The organism is Rhodobacter sp. Har01 (assembly GCF_020564565.1).
Classification (GTDB): domain Bacteria; phylum Pseudomonadota; class Alphaproteobacteria; order Rhodobacterales; family Rhodobacteraceae; genus Pseudogemmobacter.
In genome coordinates this window covers 349109-364801 of sequence record NZ_JAJCTD010000004.1, presented here as the reverse complement: position 1 = coordinate 364801, position 15693 = coordinate 349109, and the positions used below count along the sequence as shown (strand labels likewise).

Annotated in this window: 14 protein-coding genes; 8 read left to right on the top strand and 6 right to left on the bottom strand. The window is 69.2% G+C overall.

The features are described from left to right. Window positions 1–61 precede the first annotated feature (61 nt). Entirely contained in the window at window positions 62–2263 is a 2202-nt protein-coding gene (locus tag LHP98_RS12540; RefSeq protein WP_227252866.1) for a primosomal protein N', read from the top strand. A gap of 263 nt (window positions 2264–2526) precedes the next feature. Here the strand turns inward: LHP98_RS12540 and LHP98_RS12535 are convergent, their stop codons facing one another. Next, on the bottom strand, window positions 2527–4011 hold the full coding sequence (locus LHP98_RS12535; protein WP_227252865.1) for a 2-isopropylmalate synthase: 1485 nt from the start codon (window positions 4009–4011) through the stop codon (window positions 2527–2529). A gap of 138 nt (window positions 4012–4149) precedes the next feature. On the opposite strand from LHP98_RS12535, the gene LHP98_RS12530 reads away from it, so the two are divergent. Then, window positions 4150–5814: an NAD+ synthase gene (locus tag LHP98_RS12530; protein ID WP_227252864.1), complete on the top strand. Its 1665-nt coding sequence runs from the start codon at window positions 4150–4152 to the stop codon at window positions 5812–5814. 55 nt (window positions 5815–5869) lie between these two features. On the opposite strand, the gene LHP98_RS12525 is transcribed toward LHP98_RS12530, so the two are convergent. Continuing rightward, the gene (locus LHP98_RS12525; protein ID WP_227252863.1) at window positions 5870–6820 is read right to left on the bottom strand and encodes a 1-phosphofructokinase family hexose kinase; all 951 of its coding nucleotides are present in this window, start codon (window positions 6818–6820) and stop codon (window positions 5870–5872) included. Window positions 6821–6983: 163 nt separating this feature from the next. Between LHP98_RS12525 and wrbA the strand changes: the two genes are divergently transcribed. From wrbA to LHP98_RS12510, 3 genes are all read left to right on the top strand, one after another. Then, entirely contained in the window at window positions 6984–7580 is a 597-nt protein-coding gene (gene wrbA, locus LHP98_RS12520) for an NAD(P)H:quinone oxidoreductase (RefSeq protein ID WP_227252862.1), read from the top strand. 149 nt (window positions 7581–7729) lie between these two features. Further along, a complete protein-coding gene (locus LHP98_RS12515) occupies window positions 7730–9622 on the top strand; it encodes an acyl-CoA synthetase (protein WP_227252861.1) in 1893 nt (630 codons plus the stop codon). A gap of 92 nt (window positions 9623–9714) precedes the next feature. Next, window positions 9715–10248 (top strand): hypothetical protein, encoded by a 534-nt coding sequence (locus LHP98_RS12510; protein ID WP_227252860.1) that lies wholly within the window; start codon window positions 9715–9717, stop codon window positions 10246–10248. Window positions 10249–10306: 58 nt separating this feature from the next. On the opposite strand, the gene dtd is transcribed toward LHP98_RS12510, so the two are convergent. Together dtd and LHP98_RS12500 are read right to left on the bottom strand one after the other, a co-directional pair. Then, complete coding sequence (gene dtd / locus LHP98_RS12505; RefSeq protein ID WP_227252859.1) at window positions 10307–10747, bottom strand: D-aminoacyl-tRNA deacylase; 441 nt, start codon at window positions 10745–10747, stop codon at window positions 10307–10309. Continuing rightward, the gene (locus LHP98_RS12500) at window positions 10744–11667 is read right to left on the bottom strand and encodes a carbohydrate kinase family protein (RefSeq protein WP_227252858.1); all 924 of its coding nucleotides are present in this window, start codon (window positions 11665–11667) and stop codon (window positions 10744–10746) included. The genes dtd and LHP98_RS12500 overlap by 4 nt, the downstream gene beginning before the upstream one ends. Window positions 11668–11826: 159 nt before the next feature. Here LHP98_RS12500 and LHP98_RS12495 point away from each other — a divergent pair, with 159 nt between their 5' ends. Continuing rightward, the gene (locus LHP98_RS12495; protein WP_227252857.1) at window positions 11827–12237 is read left to right on the top strand and encodes an Hsp20/alpha crystallin family protein; all 411 of its coding nucleotides are present in this window, start codon (window positions 11827–11829) and stop codon (window positions 12235–12237) included. 12 nt (window positions 12238–12249) lie between these two features. Here LHP98_RS12495 and LHP98_RS12490 read toward each other — a convergent pair whose 3' ends face one another. Together LHP98_RS12490 and LHP98_RS12485 are read right to left on the bottom strand one after the other, a co-directional pair. After that, on the bottom strand, window positions 12250–13245 hold the full coding sequence (locus tag LHP98_RS12490; RefSeq protein WP_227252856.1) for a phosphoribosylaminoimidazolesuccinocarboxamide synthase: 996 nt from the start codon (window positions 13243–13245) through the stop codon (window positions 12250–12252). 813 nt (window positions 13246–14058) lie between these two features. Continuing rightward, complete coding sequence (locus tag LHP98_RS12485) at window positions 14059–14775, bottom strand: response regulator (protein WP_227252855.1); 717 nt, start codon at window positions 14773–14775, stop codon at window positions 14059–14061. Between the two features lie 180 nt (window positions 14776–14955). Between LHP98_RS12485 and mce the strand changes: the two genes are divergently transcribed. Beyond that, a complete protein-coding gene (gene mce, locus LHP98_RS12480) occupies window positions 14956–15360 on the top strand; it encodes a methylmalonyl-CoA epimerase (RefSeq protein WP_227252854.1) in 405 nt (134 codons plus the stop codon). Between the two features lie 7 nt (window positions 15361–15367). Then, window positions 15368–15646: a DUF1467 family protein gene (locus tag LHP98_RS12475; protein WP_227252853.1), complete on the top strand. Its 279-nt coding sequence runs from the start codon at window positions 15368–15370 to the stop codon at window positions 15644–15646. Window positions 15647–15693 lie beyond the last annotated feature (47 nt).

The window sequence follows — 15693 nt, the reverse complement described above, 5'->3', positions numbered from 1 at the left end:
CAGGGTTGCCGGGGGTATTACCGCAAGACGGCCCCGGGCGAAAGATGCGGGGGCAAAGAATGTGAGCGCTAACGTGGCCGAGCGGGTGTTCGATGAGGGAGAGGTGGTCGGGGTCCTGACGACGGAACCCCTGGGCCGCCTGCTGGACTACAAGGCGCCCGAAGGCGGCTGCGGCACCGGCGATTTCGTCGAGGTGCCCCTGGGGCCGCGCCGGGTGCTGGGCGTGGTCTGGGGCAAGGGCGAAGGCCGCTGGGACCCGGCCAAGGTGCGCCCCATCGCGCGGGTGCTGGACGCGCGACCGATGCGGGCGGAACTGCGGGCGTTCCTGACCCGCGCGGCGGACTACACCCTGACGCCCTGGCCGGCGATGCTGCGGCTGGCGACGCGGGCGCCGGGCCTGTTCGCCCCGCCGTCGATGCGCAAGGTCTATCGGCTGGCCGGGCCGGTGCCGAACACGTTGACGGAGGCGCGGTCGCGGGTGGTCGATGCCTTGCGCGACTTTGCCGGAGCGGCAGCGACGCTGGGCGAGGTGGCCGAGGCGGCGGCCTGCGGGGCGGGGGTGGTCAAGGGCCTGGTCAAGCTGGGCGTCGTGGCCGAGGAAGAGGCGCCCAAGGACGTGCCCTATCCGCGGCTGAACCCCTTGGGCCTGAAGCGGCTGGAGGGCGACCAGGTGGCGGCGGGCGACGCGCTGGTGCATGCCGCGGCCGCCGGGGACTACCAGTGCTTCCTGCTGAAAGGCGTCACCGGCAGCGGCAAGACCGAGGTCTATCTCGAAGCCGTGGCCGAATGCCTGCGGCAGGGCCGGCAGGCGCTGGTGCTGCTGCCCGAAATCGCCCTGACGGCCGATTTCCTGAACCGGGTTCAGGACCGGTTCGGCGCGCGTCCCGGCGAATGGCATTCCGGCGTGACCCAGACCGAGCGCCGCCGGCTGTGGAAGATGTGCGCCGAAGGCGGGGTCGAGCTGGTGGTCGGCGCGCGGTCCGCGCTGTTCCTGCCGTTCCGCGACCTCGGCCTGATCGTGGTCGATGAGGAACACGACACCTCCTACAAGCAGGAGGAGGGGGTTCTGTACAACGCCCGCGACATGGCGGTGCTGCGCGCCTCGATCTGCGGCTGCCCGGTGGTGCTGTCCTCGGCCACGCCATCGCTGGAAAGCTGGGCCAATGCCGAGGCCGGGAAATACACCCGGCTGGACCTGGGGTCGCGCTTCGGGGTGGCGGACCTGCCGGCGATGAAGGCGATCGACATGCGGGCCGAAAGCCTGCCCGCGAACCGCTGGATCTCGCCGACGCTGGCGCAGGGGGTGCAGGCGCGGCTCGCCCGCGGCGAACAGGTCCTGCTGTTCCTGAACCGCCGCGGCTTTGCGCCGGTCACGGTCTGCCGGGCCTGCGGCGCGCAGGTCGGCTGCGACCATTGCGACGCGCGGATGGTGGAACACCGCTTCCTCAAGCGGCTGGTCTGTCACCAGTGCGGCGCCACCAAGCCGGTGCCGGTGGCCTGCCCGTCCTGCGGGGTCGAAGGGCGGATGGCGGCGGTGGGTCCGGGGGTCGAACGGCTGGCCGAGGAGGTGGCCGAGCGGTTCCCCGAGGCGCGGGTGGCGGTGCTGTCGTCCGACCTGTTCGGCAGCGCGCGCGCCCTGAAGGCGCAGATCGAGGACATCGCGGCGGGGGCTGCCGATATCATCATCGGCACCCAGATCGTCGCCAAGGGGCACAACTTCCCGCTGTTGACGCTGGTCGGCGTGATCGACGCCGATCTGGGACTGCAGGGGTCGGACCTGCGCGCGGCGGAACGCACCTTCCAGCTGATGCGGCAGGTGGCGGGCCGGGCGGGCCGGGCGGAAAAGCCGGGCGAGGCCTGGCTGCAGACCCACCAGCCGGAACATCCGGTGATCCGGGCGATTCTGGGCGGCGACGAGGAATCCTTCTGGCGCGCCGAGGCCGCCGAGCGCCGCGCCGCCGGGGTGCCGCCCTATGGCCGGATGGCCGGCATCATCCTGTCGGGGCCCGATCTGGTGCAGGTCTTTGACCTGGGCGGCGAACTGGCCCGCCGCGCCGAGCCGCTGACTCGCGCCGGCGCCGAGGTCTTCGGTCCTGCCCCGGCCCCGATCGCCCGCGTCCGCGGCCGCCACCGGGTGCGGCTTCTGGTCAAGGCGCCGAAAGGCGTTGTCCTGCAACCGGCGCTGGCGGACTGGGTGGCACAGGTGAAGATCCCGCCGCAGGTCCGCATCGCGCTGGACATCGACCCGCAAAGCTTTTTCTGAGGTCCCCCGGGCGAGAAGGCCGAGTGTCCTGCCTCTTGCCGGCGGCGTGCAAGATGCGCTCCGCGCGGGGGGTATTTGAACCAAGATGAAGCGGCAAGGTCTTCATCTTGGCCCAAATACCCCGGGGGAGTCTTCGCGGCACGCGAAGACGGGGGCAGCGCCCCCGCCGGCGAGGAGGAGCGCGCGGCTTTCGCGCGCGACGACGAGGCAAAGGGCATGCGGCGCCTCTGGCGCCGCTCTGCCGGATCACCGCCGCGGCGGGATCAGGGGTTCGCGGGCGGCGGCTCGGCCGGGGCAGCGCCCTCGGCCGGGGCCTCGGCTGCCGGCTCTGGCGCAGGTTCTGGCGCAGGTTCTGGCGGGGCGGTCAGGATGCCGTCCTGCCAGATGCCCTCGGCCAGCTGGCCGGTGGCATAGGTCATCTTGCCCTGGCCGTGCCGTTTGCCCTTGAGGAAGGCGCCTTCATAGACGTCGCCCGAAGGATAGGTCGCGGTGCCTTGGCCGTCGATCTCGCCCGCCTTCCAGTCGCCGGTGTAGCGGAAGCCGTCGGTCATGGTCAGCTCACCCTTGCCATCGCGCAAGCCGGCCTGGAAGCCGCCCTTGTAGACGGTGCCGTCGGCATAGGTCGCCGTGCCCACGCCCTCGCGGCTGCCCGCTTTCCAGTCGCCCTCGTAGCGGTAGCCGTCCGGATAGGTCATGGTTCCCGCGCCATCCGGTTTGGCGGCAACGAAATTCCCCTCATAGACCTGGCCATTGGCATAGCTGGCCTTGCCCTTGCCCTGGATGATCCCGGCTTCCCAGGCGCCTTCGTAGGTCGATCCGTCGGGGTAGGTGATCGCGCCCTGGCCGTGCGCCTGGTCGGCCTTCATCGCACCGACATAGACCGAGCCGTCGGGATAGGTCACGCTGCCTGTCCCCTCCATCCGGCCTTCGACCCAGGCGCCTTCGTACTTGAACCCGTCCTTGGCGGCAAAGACGCCCTGGCCGTGGCGGCGGTCGGCCTGGTAGTCGCCTTCATAGACATCGCCCGCGGCATGGGTGGTCTTGCCCTTGCCGTCGCGCTGGCCGTTCACGAAGGCGCCCTCGTAGATGTCGCCGTTGGGTTGGGTCAGCTTGCCGGAGCCGTTGATCTGCCCGCCGGCCCAGTCGCCGACATAGGTCAGCCCGTTCGGCATGACCAGCGTGCCCTTGCCCGATCTCTCGCCCTTCACCAGGCCGCCGTCGTAGGTGGTGCCGTCGGGATAGGCGATCTTGCCCTGCCCTTCTTTCACGCCCGCCACCCAGTCGCCGTCGTAGCGATAGCCGCCGGGGTTCTCGAGGACGCCCTTGCCGTTGTGCTGGCCGTTCACGAAGGCCCCGGTATAGACCGCGCCGTTCGGATAGGTCGCCTTGCCCGAGCCGGTCATCTTGCCCGCCACCCAGTCGCCATCGTAGGTGCCGCCATCGGCGAAGGTGATCTTGCCCTTGCCGTCCGGTTGCCCCTTGGCAAAGCCGCCTTCATAGACCGAGCCGTTGGGGTAACGCGCCAGGCCCTGACCGGCGATCTCGCCATCGGCCCAGTCGCCCGAGTATTCGAAGCCGTTCGGCAGCCGGTAGGTGCCGCGACCGTGCTGGCGTCCGTTCTTGAACGTGCCCTCGTAGACCGAGCCGTCGTCGTATTGCTTGGTGATGACCTCGTCTTCCGACTGGGCCAGGGCCGGGCCGGACAGGGCCAGCGCGGCGGCGACAAGGGTGGCCGGAACAAGGCGCATTGCGGGGGCTCCCAGTGGTCGAATCCGGCGGACAGGGTAGGGGCGGGCGATCAGGCTGGCAAGTCGGGCACTTTGGCCGGGGTTTCGCCTGGCCCGGCGGTTCTGCTAGAACGGCAAAGGCGTGCAAGGAGACCCGCGATGACCGACATCTTCCGGCTGATGCTGGTGCAGGCCAACCCCACGGTCGGCGACATTGCGGGCAACGCGGCGAAGGCCCGGGCGCAGTGGCAGGCAGGCAAGCAGGCCGGCGCCGACATGGTGGCGCTGACCGAGATGTTCGTCACCGGCTACCAGACCCAGGACCTGATCCTGAAGCCTGCCTTCCAGGACGAGGCCATCGCCGCCGTCGAGGCCCTGGCGCGCGATTGCGCCGACGGCCCGGCGTTGGGCATCGGCGGTCCGGCGCGCATCGGCGGGCGGCTGTTCAACGCCTGGTGGGTGCTGCAGGGCGGCCGCGCCACGGCGACCATCCTCAAGCACCACCTGCCGAACGACGCGGTCTTTGACGAAAAGCGCATCTTCTCGTCGGCCGAGGTCGCCGGGCCTTATGTGGTCAACGGTGTCCGCATCGGCACGCCGATCTGCGAGGATGCCTGGCACGCCGACGTGGCCGAGACCCTGCAGGAAACCGGGGCGGAAATCCTGCTGGTGCCGAATGGCAGCCCCTATCACCGCGGCAAGCCGAACCTGCGGCTGAACCTGATGGTCGCGCGGGTGGTCGAGACCGGGCTGCCGCTGTGCTATCTGAACATGGTCGGCGGGCAGGATGACCAGGTCTTCGACGGGTCCAGCATGGTCTTGAACCCCGGCGGGCGGCTGGCGGTGCAGATGCCGCAGTTCGACGAGGCCGCGGCGCTGGTCACCTTTCGCCGCACGGCGCAGGGCTGGCAGGCCGACCCGGGCGAGATCGCCGAACTGCCGCCGATCGGCGAGGCCGATTACCGCGCCTGCGTGATGGGCCTGGGCGACTACATGCGCAAGACCGGGTTTTCCAAGGCGCTGCTGGGCCTGTCGGGCGGCATCGACAGCGCCATCGTCGCCGCCATCGCCGCCGACGCCTTGGGGCCGGAAAACCTGCGCTGCGTGATGCTGCCCTCGGAATTCACCTCTGCGCATTCGCTGGAGGACGCCGCGGACTGCGCCCGGCGGCTGGGGTGCCGGCATGACACGGTGCCGATTTCGGGGCCGCAAGGGGCGGTGGCGGAGGCGTTGGCGCCGCTGTTTGCCGGCACCGAGACCGGCGTCACCGAGGAAAACATCCAGTCCCGCCTGCGCGGGCTGCTGCTGATGGCCTTGTCGAACAAGTTCGGCGAGATGCTGCTGACCACCGGCAACAAAAGCGAGATGGCGGTCGGTTACTGCACCATCTACGGCGACATGAACGGCGGCTACAACCCGGTCAAGGACATGTACAAGACCCGCATGTTCCTGACCGCCCGCTGGCGGAATGAGCATCACCGGCCCTGGATGAAAGGCCCGGCGGGCGAGGTGATTCCGCTGCGGATCATCGACAAGCCGCCCTCGGCCGAGTTGCGGGCGAACCAGACCGATCAGGATTCGTTGCCGCCCTATGAGGTGCTGGATGCCATCCTGGAAGGCCTGGTCGAGCGTGAGGAGTCGGTGGCCGATCTGGTCGAGCGCGGGTTTGACCTGGCGACGGTGAAGAAGGTGGAACACCTGCTTTACATCGCCGAATACAAGCGCTTCCAGTCTGCCCCCGGCGTTCGGCTGACGCAAAAGGCGTTCTGGCTGGACCGCCGCTATCCGATCGCCATGCGCTGGCGGGACCGGTCGGCGGACTGATCTTCCCGGGCCGTCCGGCCCGGTCGCGCGCGCCGGGGGCTGCCGCCGGCGCGGGTCAGACCTCGATGGCGACCGCTTCGTGCATCAGGCGCATCACGTCTTCGGGGCGGCACAGCTGGGTGGCGTCGGTGGTGACCGCCGCCGCCGCCGCGGCCGAGCCAAGGGCAAGCGCCTCATCGTCGGGCTGGCCGCGCGACATCGCCAGCACAAGGGCGGCGACGAAGCTGTCGCCGGCGCCGACGGTGGACCGCACGCGCACCTTCGGCGCCGGCGAAAACAGCCGCTGGTCGGCGGTGGCCAGCACGTTGCCGTCCGCCCCGCGCGCCACCACCACCTTGCGGGCCACGCCCCTGCGCGCCAGACCCTGCGCGAAGTCGGCGGTGTCCTTGCGGTCCTTCAGCGGATGGCCGGTCAGGCTTTCGGCCTCTTCGCCGTCCATCCGCAGCACTTCCAGGCCCGGGATCGGGTTGCGCACCGCCTCGACCAGCGGCTTGCCCGAGGTGTCCAGCACCACCTTGCTGTCCGGCATCGATTCCGCCAGTTGCGAGGAAAAGTCGATCGGGGTGCCGGGCGGCTGGCTGCCCGAGATCACCGAATAGCCGCCGGGCCGTGCCGTGGCGCGCAACAGCGTGAAGACCCGCGCCCGCTCCGCGCCGCCCCAGACCGGGCCCGGCAGCATGAAGCGATACTGCTTGCCGGTGGATTCCTCGCGCACCGACAGCGACAGACGGGTCTCGCCCGGCCCCAGGATCGACAGGAACGTCACCCCGGCCTGGCGGATCAGCCCGGCCAGCCGGTCGCCGGTCAGCCCCCCCAGCGCCACCAGCGCCAGGCTTTCGCCACCCAGCGAACGGATCGCCCGGCTGACGTTCAGCCCGCCGCCGCCCGGGTCGAGGAGCGGGTCCGAGCAGCGCAGCTTCTGGTCGGGGATGATCTCTGGCACTTCGGTCGCCATGTCGAGGGCGGGGTTCAGCGTCAGCGTCAGGATCGGGGCGGGTTCGGCCATGCAAAGCACCTGTCAGTTAGCGCCACCATATCCGGCCCCCGCAGCAAGGTGAACCCCTGCGCAAGGATGCACGGTGCATGCGCGGGGATCGGGAATGGTCGGGCCAGTGGGCCTGCGCATAGATCACGGCAAGGATTACCGCAATGTGTGAAGGAAACCTGCAATGTCCGCCGTGAAGCTTGCCATCATCTATTACTCGACCTACGGCACCAACCATGCCATGGCCGAAATCGCCGCCGAAGCGGCCCGGTCCGCCGGCGCCGAGGTGCGCCTGCTGCGCGTGGCCGAGACCGCGCCCGAGGCCGTGGTGAATGCCCAGGACGGCTGGAAGGCCGCCGCCGAGGCGCAAAAGGCGGTGCCGGTGGCCACCCCGGACGACATGGAATGGGCCAATGCCTACCTGTTCAGCGGCCCCACCCGCTTTGGCCAGGCCACCAGCCAGGTGCGGTCGTTCATCGACACGCTGGGCGGGGTCTGGTTCAAGGGCGGGCTGGCCAACAAGGCGATCAGCGCGATGACCAGCGCGCAGAACCCGCATGGCGGGCAGGAGGCCACCATCCTGGGCCTGTACACCACCTTCCTGCACTGGGGCGCGATCATCGTCGCTCCGGGCTATACCGATGCTGCGATCTTTGCCGCCGGCGGCAATCCCTATGGCTACAGCCACACCCAGGGCGCGGCACTGGACGACAAGGCCAAGGCGGCCATCGGCCACCAGGTCCGCCGCCTGGTCGAAATCGCCGGCAAATTGGCCGCCTGATCCGCGCATCCGTCCGGGGCGGCAGGTGCCGCCCCTGACGTTGCGTTGACGCGCGACGAAAAGGATTGGCAAAGCCGCCCGCACCCCCCACATTCGCCGATAACCCCACCACAAGAGCGGGGCGAAACGACGAAGATGGGGAGGAGACGATGGGGAGTTTTTCCACGCTGGCCGAGGTGCGGGCCATCGAGGCCGAGATGTCCTGGCCCGAGCGTGACGTCGCCAGAACGATGTATGAATTCCTGACCCGCGCGCGCGATGCGCACGGCGCGCGGCCGGCGATCAGCTATCAGCTGCTTTCGGCCGCCACCGCACCCAAGGTCACGCTGACCTGGTCGCAACTGCATGCCCGCGTCACCCAGGTCGCCAACGCCTTCCGTGCGCTGGGCATCCGGTCGGGCGATGTGGTGGCCTTCGTGCTGCCGAACACGATGGAAACCGCCGTCACCCTGCTGGCCGGTTCGGTCGCGGGAATCGTCAACCCGATCAACCCGCTGCTGGAAGCCGACCAGATCAGTTCGATCCTGCGCGAGACCAAGGCCCGCGTCGTGGTCACCCTGCGCGCATTTCCCAAGACCGACCTGGCCGACAAGGTGGCCGAGGCGGTGAAGTTCGCCCCGAACGTGCAGACCGTGCTTGAGGTGGACCTGCTGGGCTATCTCACCGGCCTGAAGCGCTGGATCGTGCCGCTGATCCGGCCGAAGCTGCGCCACCAGCACCGCGCCGACGTCAAGTCCTTCGACGCCGAGGTGGCCCGCCACCCGGCCGACCGGCTGCAGTTCGACGACCCGCCCGAAGACCGCGTTGCCGCCTATTTCCACACCGGCGGCACCACCGGGATGCCCAAGGTGGCGCAGCACAAGGTCTCGGGCATGGTCTACAACGGCTGGCTGGGCGAGAAGCTGTTGTTCAAGCCCGACGACGTGGTGATGTGCCCGCTGCCGCTGTTCCACGTCTTCGCCTGCTACCCGATCCTGATGTCTATGATCGCAAGCGGGGCGCATGTGGTCTTCCCCACCCCGCAGGGCTACCGCGGCGAGGGGGTGTTCGACAACCTCTGGAAGCTGGTCGAACGCTACAGGGTCACCTACCTGATCACCGTCCCGACCGCGCTGGCGGCCCTGATGCAGCGCAAGGTCAACGCCGACATCTCGTCGCTGCGGCACACCTTCTCGGGCTCGGCGGCGATGCCGGTCGAGCTGTTCAACCGCTTCAAGCGCGAGACCGGGATCGAGACGATCGAGGGGTATGGCCTGACCGAGGCGACCTGCCTTGTGTCGATCAACCCGCCCGAGGGGATCAAGAAGATCGGCTCGGTCGGGCTGCCGTTCCCGCACACCCAGGTGCGCATCCTGACCAGCCAGGGCGCCATCGGCTTTCGCGAATGCGCGGTGGACGAGGTGGGCGAGATCTGCGTGTCGAACCCGGGGGTGTTCGAGGGCTCGACCTATACCGAGGCCGACAAGAACCGCGAGCTGTTCGCCGACGGGCGCTTCCTGCGCACCGGCGATCTGGGCCGGCTGGATGCCGACGGCTATCTGTTCATCACCGGCCGGGCCAAGGACCTGATCATCCGCGGCGGCCACAACATCGACCCGGCAATCATCGAAGAGGCGCTGATGAGCCACCCGGCGGTGGCCGTGGTCGGCGCCATCGGCCAGCCCGATGCCCATGCGGGCGAATTGCCGGCGGTCTATGTCGAACTGGTGGCCGGGGCACAGGCCACGACCGAAGAGCTGATGGCGCATTGCGAAAAGCACATCGTGGAGCGGGCCGCAGTGCCCAAGCACATGGAAATCCTGCACGAATTGCCAAAGACCGCGGTCGGCAAGGTGTTCAAGCCCGACCTGCGCCGGATGGCCATCACCCGGGTCTATGACGCCGTGCTGCGCAAGGCCGAATTGCCGGTCATGGTGTCCGAGGTGGTCGAGGACAAGAAGCGCGGGCTGGTCGCGCATCTGGTCAAGGACGGCGAGGTGGACGAGGCCAAGGTGGCCGAGGTGCTGGGCAGCTTCACCCGGCCCTGGGACTGGAAGCCCTGACCCCGCGCCGGCATGACAGGACATTTCATTTGCGGGAATCGCGGGCCTGCGGTCAGACTGCCGGGGCATGACCAACCGACGGGACTTGTGGGATGAATTCGACCGGATTGATTTTTGCTGCCGCCCTGATTGCCACCGCCGCCCCCGCGCTGGCACAGAATTACGAGGCCGAGGTGCTGGAACGCAACAAGGCCTGGGTCGTGGAAATGGTGGCCTGGAACGACGGCACGATGGGCTGCGTCGGCACCGTTTCGGCCCCCGGCGAGAGCTTCTCGATCTGGACCTTCCAGGACAGTTCGGTGCAGATCCAGTTCTATTCCACGCAATGGGATTTCGGCGACACCGGCGACACCGCGGACCTGCAGGTGCAGATCGACCGGCGCTCGCCCTGGAACCTGACCGGGGCGAACCTGCGGATGAACTCGGTGCTGTTCACCCTGCCCGACAGCGACGCCGGCATCGACTTCCTGCTTGAGGTGGCCAAGGGCAACCGGCTGTATCTGCGCTCGGCCGATGGCGGGGACGTGCAGAACTATTCGCTGGCCGGGTCCAAGGCTTCGATCCAGAGCCTGATCGACTGCGGCGACGTGATCACCCAGCAGTCGGCCGGCAACCCGTTCCAGTAAGAGACGGAATTCGAAGTCGAATTCCGTGCACGATTTCCGACTTCGGAAATCGGTTGCCTCAGGTTTGGGTGTCGATCCAGATCGTCACCGGCCCGTCGTTCACCAGTTCGACCGCCATGTCGGCGCCGAAGATGCCGGTCTCGACCGGCACGCCTTCGGCCGCCAGGGCGTCCGCAAAGCGCCGGTAGAGCCGCTCGCCTTCGGTCGGTGCCGCGGCCGTGCTGAACCCGGGCCGGTTGCCGCGCAGGTCGGCCGCCAGGGTGAACTGGCTGACCACCAGGGCCGCCCCTCCGACGTCGCGGACCGCGAGGTTCATCTTGCCCTGGCCGTCCTTGAAGATGCGCATCCTTGCCACCTTCGCGGCCAGCCTCAACGCCGTCTCGTCGCTGTCGCCCTGCATGGCGCAGACCAGGATCAGCAACCCCGGGCCGCACTGGCCCACCGTCTCGCCGGCCACCGCCACCCGGGCCCGGGCGACGCGCTGGAGGATCGCCCTCACACCTCGTGCGCCCAGGGCGGGTTGGCGCCGGGTCGGCTGACCGTTACCGCCGCCGCGCGGGTGCCCAAGGCCAGCGCCGCGTCCAGCACGGCATCGGACAGCGCCGCCACGCCCGCCTTGGTCAGCGCCCCGGCCCTGTCCAAGGCGGCCAGGACGCCGGCGTTGAAAGTGTCGCCCGCGCCCACCGTGTCGGCCACCGTCACCGGCGTTGCGGTGACGAAGCGATCTTGCGTCGCGGTCACCGCTCGTGCACCCAGCGCGCCTTCGGTGATGAACACCAGCTTCGGGCCGCGGGCCAGGATGCCGCGGGCCAGGGCGGTCAGATCGCCGGTGCCTTCCAGCCAGTGCAGGTCTTCGTCCGACAGCTTGACGATGTCGGCCCGGCCGATCATCCGGCCGATCCGGGCCCGGTAGGCGGCTTCCTGGCCAGCGATGAAGCCGGGCCGGATGTTGGGGTCGATCATCGTCACCCGCGCCGCGCATTCGCGGGCCTGAAGCGCCTCGTAGGTGCTGGCGGCGGGGTCGTTCACCAGGCTGATGCCGCCGAAGAACAGCGCATTCACCTGCGTCGGCAGGTCGGGCAGCTGGTCGGGACTGAGCATCCGCCCCGCCGTGCCCTCGTCATAGAAGGCATAGCTCGCCTGGCCTTGCACCAGTTTGACGAAGGCCACCGTGGTGGGCCGCGCCGACCGCGCCAGGAACCGCGTGTCCACCTTGGACGCGGTCAGCGTGTCGGCCAGGATTTCCCCCAGCATGTCGGTCGAGACACCCGAGAAGAAGGCCGAGGGTGCCCCCAGCCGCCCCAGCGCGATGGCGGTGTTGAAGACCGCGCCGCCGGCGTAGGGGGCAAAGCAGGCCTCACCGGCCGTCGAGATGCGGGGCAGCATGTCGATCAACGCTTCACCGCAGGACAGAATCATTTGGCCGCTCCCGTTTGGATCGGCGCGAAAGATAGGCGAGACAGGGGGGGGGCGCAAACATCCCCCGCAGCGGCCGCCGCCATGATCCCGGTCATTGCAAGGCCGCGGCAGAGGGCCGAAAATCGCCACTCGGAACGCTATCCGGAAAGGAGGCTCCATATGGTCGAAAAAACGCAATCGGGCTTCTGGCCCTCGCTCTATGATCCGTTCCGGCTGATGGGCACGCGGCTGGCCGACTGGCTGTCGCCCGCGGCCGAGGCCAGCCATGGCGAGGACGGCTACCGCATCGCGATGGAACTGCCCGGCGTGGCCGAGGACGATATCCACCTGACGGTGGAGGACGGCTTGGTGACGGTGAAGGGCGAAAAGCGAAGCGAGCGCGAGGAAAAGAGCGACACCTGGTATTTCTCGGAACGCCAGTTCGGCAGCTTCAGCCGCAGCTTCCGGCTGCCGTCGGACGCCGATCCGGCTGCGGTGAAGGCGGCGATGAAGGATGGTGTGCTGACCGTGACAGTGGCGAAGAAGGCCGTGCCGGCGCCGGCTGCGCGGGTGCCGATCGCCAAGGGCTAGGCGGCTAGGCGGTCAGGCGTCGAAGTAAGGTGCGAGGTTCGCGCGCACCCGGGCCAGCGGGGTTTCCCCGCTGGTGTCGGGCACGAAGGGCTGGCCGGTGATCGCCTGAAAGGCGTCGATGTAGACCTGCGCGGTGCGGGCGATCATTTCGGCCGGAATTTCGGGGATCGGGTCCTTGTAGGGGTCGCAGCGGGCGGCCACCCAGGCGCGGATCACGTCCTTGTCGAAACTGGGCGGGCGGGTGCCGCCCTCCAGCGCCGCCTGGTAGCCGGAGGCGATCCAGTAGCGGCTGCTGTCCGGCGTGTGAATCTCGTCGGCCAGCAGGATGCGGCCCGCGTCATCGGTGCCGAATTCGTATTTCGTGTCCACCAGGATCAGCCCGCGTTCGGCCGCCATTTTCTGGCCGCGGGCGAACAGGGCCAGCGCCCTGGCCGAGACCTCATCCCATTGCGCGGCCGACAGCAGCCCCTGGTCCACGATCTCGGCCGCGGTCAGGGGTTCGTCATGGCCACCGTCGAAGGCCTTGGAGGTGGGGGTGATGATCGCCTGCGGCAGGGCCTGGTTGTCGCGCAGGCCATCGGGCAGGCTGTGGCCATACATCTGCCGCGCGCCGGCCTTGTAGCGGGTCAGGACCGAGGTCGAGGTGGTGCCGGCCAGGTAGCCGCGCACCACCACCTCGACCGGCAGGATGGTCAGGCGGCGGCCGATCACCACGTTGGGGTCTGGGTAGGCGACGACATGGTTGGGGCAAAGGTCGGCGGTCGCGTCGAACCAGAAGCGGGCGGTCTGGGTCAGCACCTGGCCCTTCCACGGGATCGCCGCAAGGATGCGGTCGAAGGCGCTGATCCGGTCCGAAGAAATCAGGATGCGGCGGCCCATCGGGAAGCCGGGCGAGGCGGGCAGGTCATAGCAGTCGCGGACCTTGCCGAAATAGGGGTTCGGCAGCTCGGGGATGCGGGCCTCGGGCAGAATGCGGGTCAGGTCGAGTGCGGCGTTGGCGGCGGGCATCAGGGCGGCTTTCCGGAAAAGGGCGCTGTCCGGGCTTATCCGGCGGGGGCCGCGGGCTGTCAAGGCGCTGGCCCGCCGCTGCCGATGGAGTGCAATAATATCAAATGAAATCATTGGATTGTGGGAAAGCACCCCGGGCGCCCAAGGGGCCTGGGGCAGCGCGGATCGGTCGCTGGCACCGGGCATCCCTGATCTGCAGAGCGGCCAGGCCAGGCCTTGGGACGACCGGCCCCTTGCCTGATCCGCGACACGCGGGGTTCGGCGCGGTCCGGGTGGCCAGCCTTGCCGCCATCCGGCCCCGTTGCGGCGAAACCGTGCCGCGCCAGCGAACGGTCGCCGGGGCCGGCCTGTCGCGGGACACCCGTCGCGCTGCCGGAATCGGCCCCGACTGGCGGAAGGTGGCTGCCTTCCTCAAGCCTGCGGCGCGCGCCGGTGCAGGGCCGTTGCGGCGCGGCGGTGAGGGCCTTGCTCCGACATGTCGGGGCTGCGCCGCCGGTCGCAGCCTCGGGTGTCCCTCCGTTCGCACCTGGCCGGCACGGAAAGAACCTGTCGGCGGTGTTGCCAAGGCGGACCTGGCAACGAGGCCCGCTGGTTGCCTTGTGCCTTGCGCGCCCGGGAACGCGCGCGAAGGTACGCGGATCTGGCTTGCACAGGCGCCCATCAGGCGCCCATCAGGCGCTCGACGGTGCGCTTGACGGGGCGTTCGACGGGACGCTCGACGGGGCAGGGGGCGGCAAAGCGGCAGTGGCCCTCGGCGCGGGTCGCGTTTCCGGGTGATCGGCGATCCTTCGGGCGCGGCGAGGACGCCAGGACTCAGGGCCGCTCGACAGCGAAGGCCGGGTTGCCGACGATGCGGGCACGCAGCACGTCGGTCAGCCGTGCGGCTTCGAAACCGGGATCGCGCAGCGCGGCCGAAACGGCGGCAAGACCCGCGTCCTGCGATTGCCGGGCAAGGCCCGACAGGAACCCGGCAAGGTAGTTCCGGCTGTCGGGACCCGGGTCGCCTTCCAGCACCTCGGCCGCGTGGATCAGATCGTCGGTCAGCGCCAGCGGATCGGCCTCGACCCCGCCCGCAAGCGCCGCCGGGCGCCGGCGAGCGTCGGGCAGATGTGCAAGGATCGTCTCCTGGAACACGGCCAGCGAGGCGATGGGCTTGTCCAGGAACCCCGCCGCCCCGGCCGCCAGGGCCGCCGGACGGCCGCAAGGGTCGCCGCTGGTGCCCAGAACCACAGTGCCGTCGGACAATGCCAGCCGGCCGATCAGCGCCTCGCCCCGGCCGTCGGGCAGGCCGAGGTCGACGATCACCAGATCGGGGCGATAGCAGCGCAGATGCGCCTCGGCCGTGGCAAGGCTGTCGGCCCGGCGCAGCCGCGCGCCCAGCCGCTGGCACATCAGGCGCAGCGCATCGCAGGCATAGCGGCTGTCTTCCACCGCCAGCACGGTCAGCCCCTGCAGCGGCATCAGGGTGCGCGCGGCCCCACTGGCGGTGACAAAGCCGGCGGGATCGGGAAACTGGTCAGGGCGGGGCATGGCAGTGCTCCTGCAACGTTGGGGGGGTATCCGGCCAGACTAGGCGCCGCAGGGTGAATGCCGGGTTAACGGACCCCGGCGATGCCGGCCCTTGCGCGGTCTTCGGCGCAACACCCTCTTGCCGTCGCGCGGCGGCACCCGCATAACCCGCGCAAGCCCGCGTTTCGCAAGGAGTGTCCCATGATCGGCCGCCTGAACCATGTCGCCATCGCCGTGCCCGACCTGGCGGCTGCCACCGCGCAATACCGCGACACGCTGGGTGCGCTTGTCGGCCAGCCGCAGGACGAGCCCGACCATGGTGTGACGGTGGTCTTCATCGAACTGCCGAACACCAAGATCGAGCTGCTGTATCCCTTGGGAGAGGCCTCTCCCATCGCGGGGTTCCTGGAAAAGAACCCGGCCGGCGGCATCCACCACATCTGCTATGAGGTGGACGATATCCTTGCCGCGCGCGACCGTCTGAAGGAGGCGGGGGCGCGGGTGCTGGGCTCGGGCGAGCCGAAGATCGGCGCGCATGGCAAGCCGGTGCTGTTCCTGCACCCCAAGGACTTCAACGGCTGCCTGGTGGAACTGGAACAGGTATGAGCCGGACATGAACCTGACGGGCGGCATCGTCCTCTATGCGGTGATCTGGTTCCTGACCTTCTACATCGTGTTGCAGGTCCGCACGCGGACGCAAGGCGACGAGGGGTCGGTGGTGCCGGGCACGCCGCCCGGGGCCCCCGCGCGCGAGGATGTGGGCCGCAGCGCGAAGATCGCCACGGTCTGGGCCACGCTGATCTGGGCGCTGGCGGCGGGGGTGATCCTGTCGGGCTGGATCGGCATCCGCGACATCGACATCTTCGGCCTGATGCCGCCGCCGAAGGGCTGAGCAAACGATTTCCGAATTCGGAAATCGTGCACGGAATTCGACTTCGA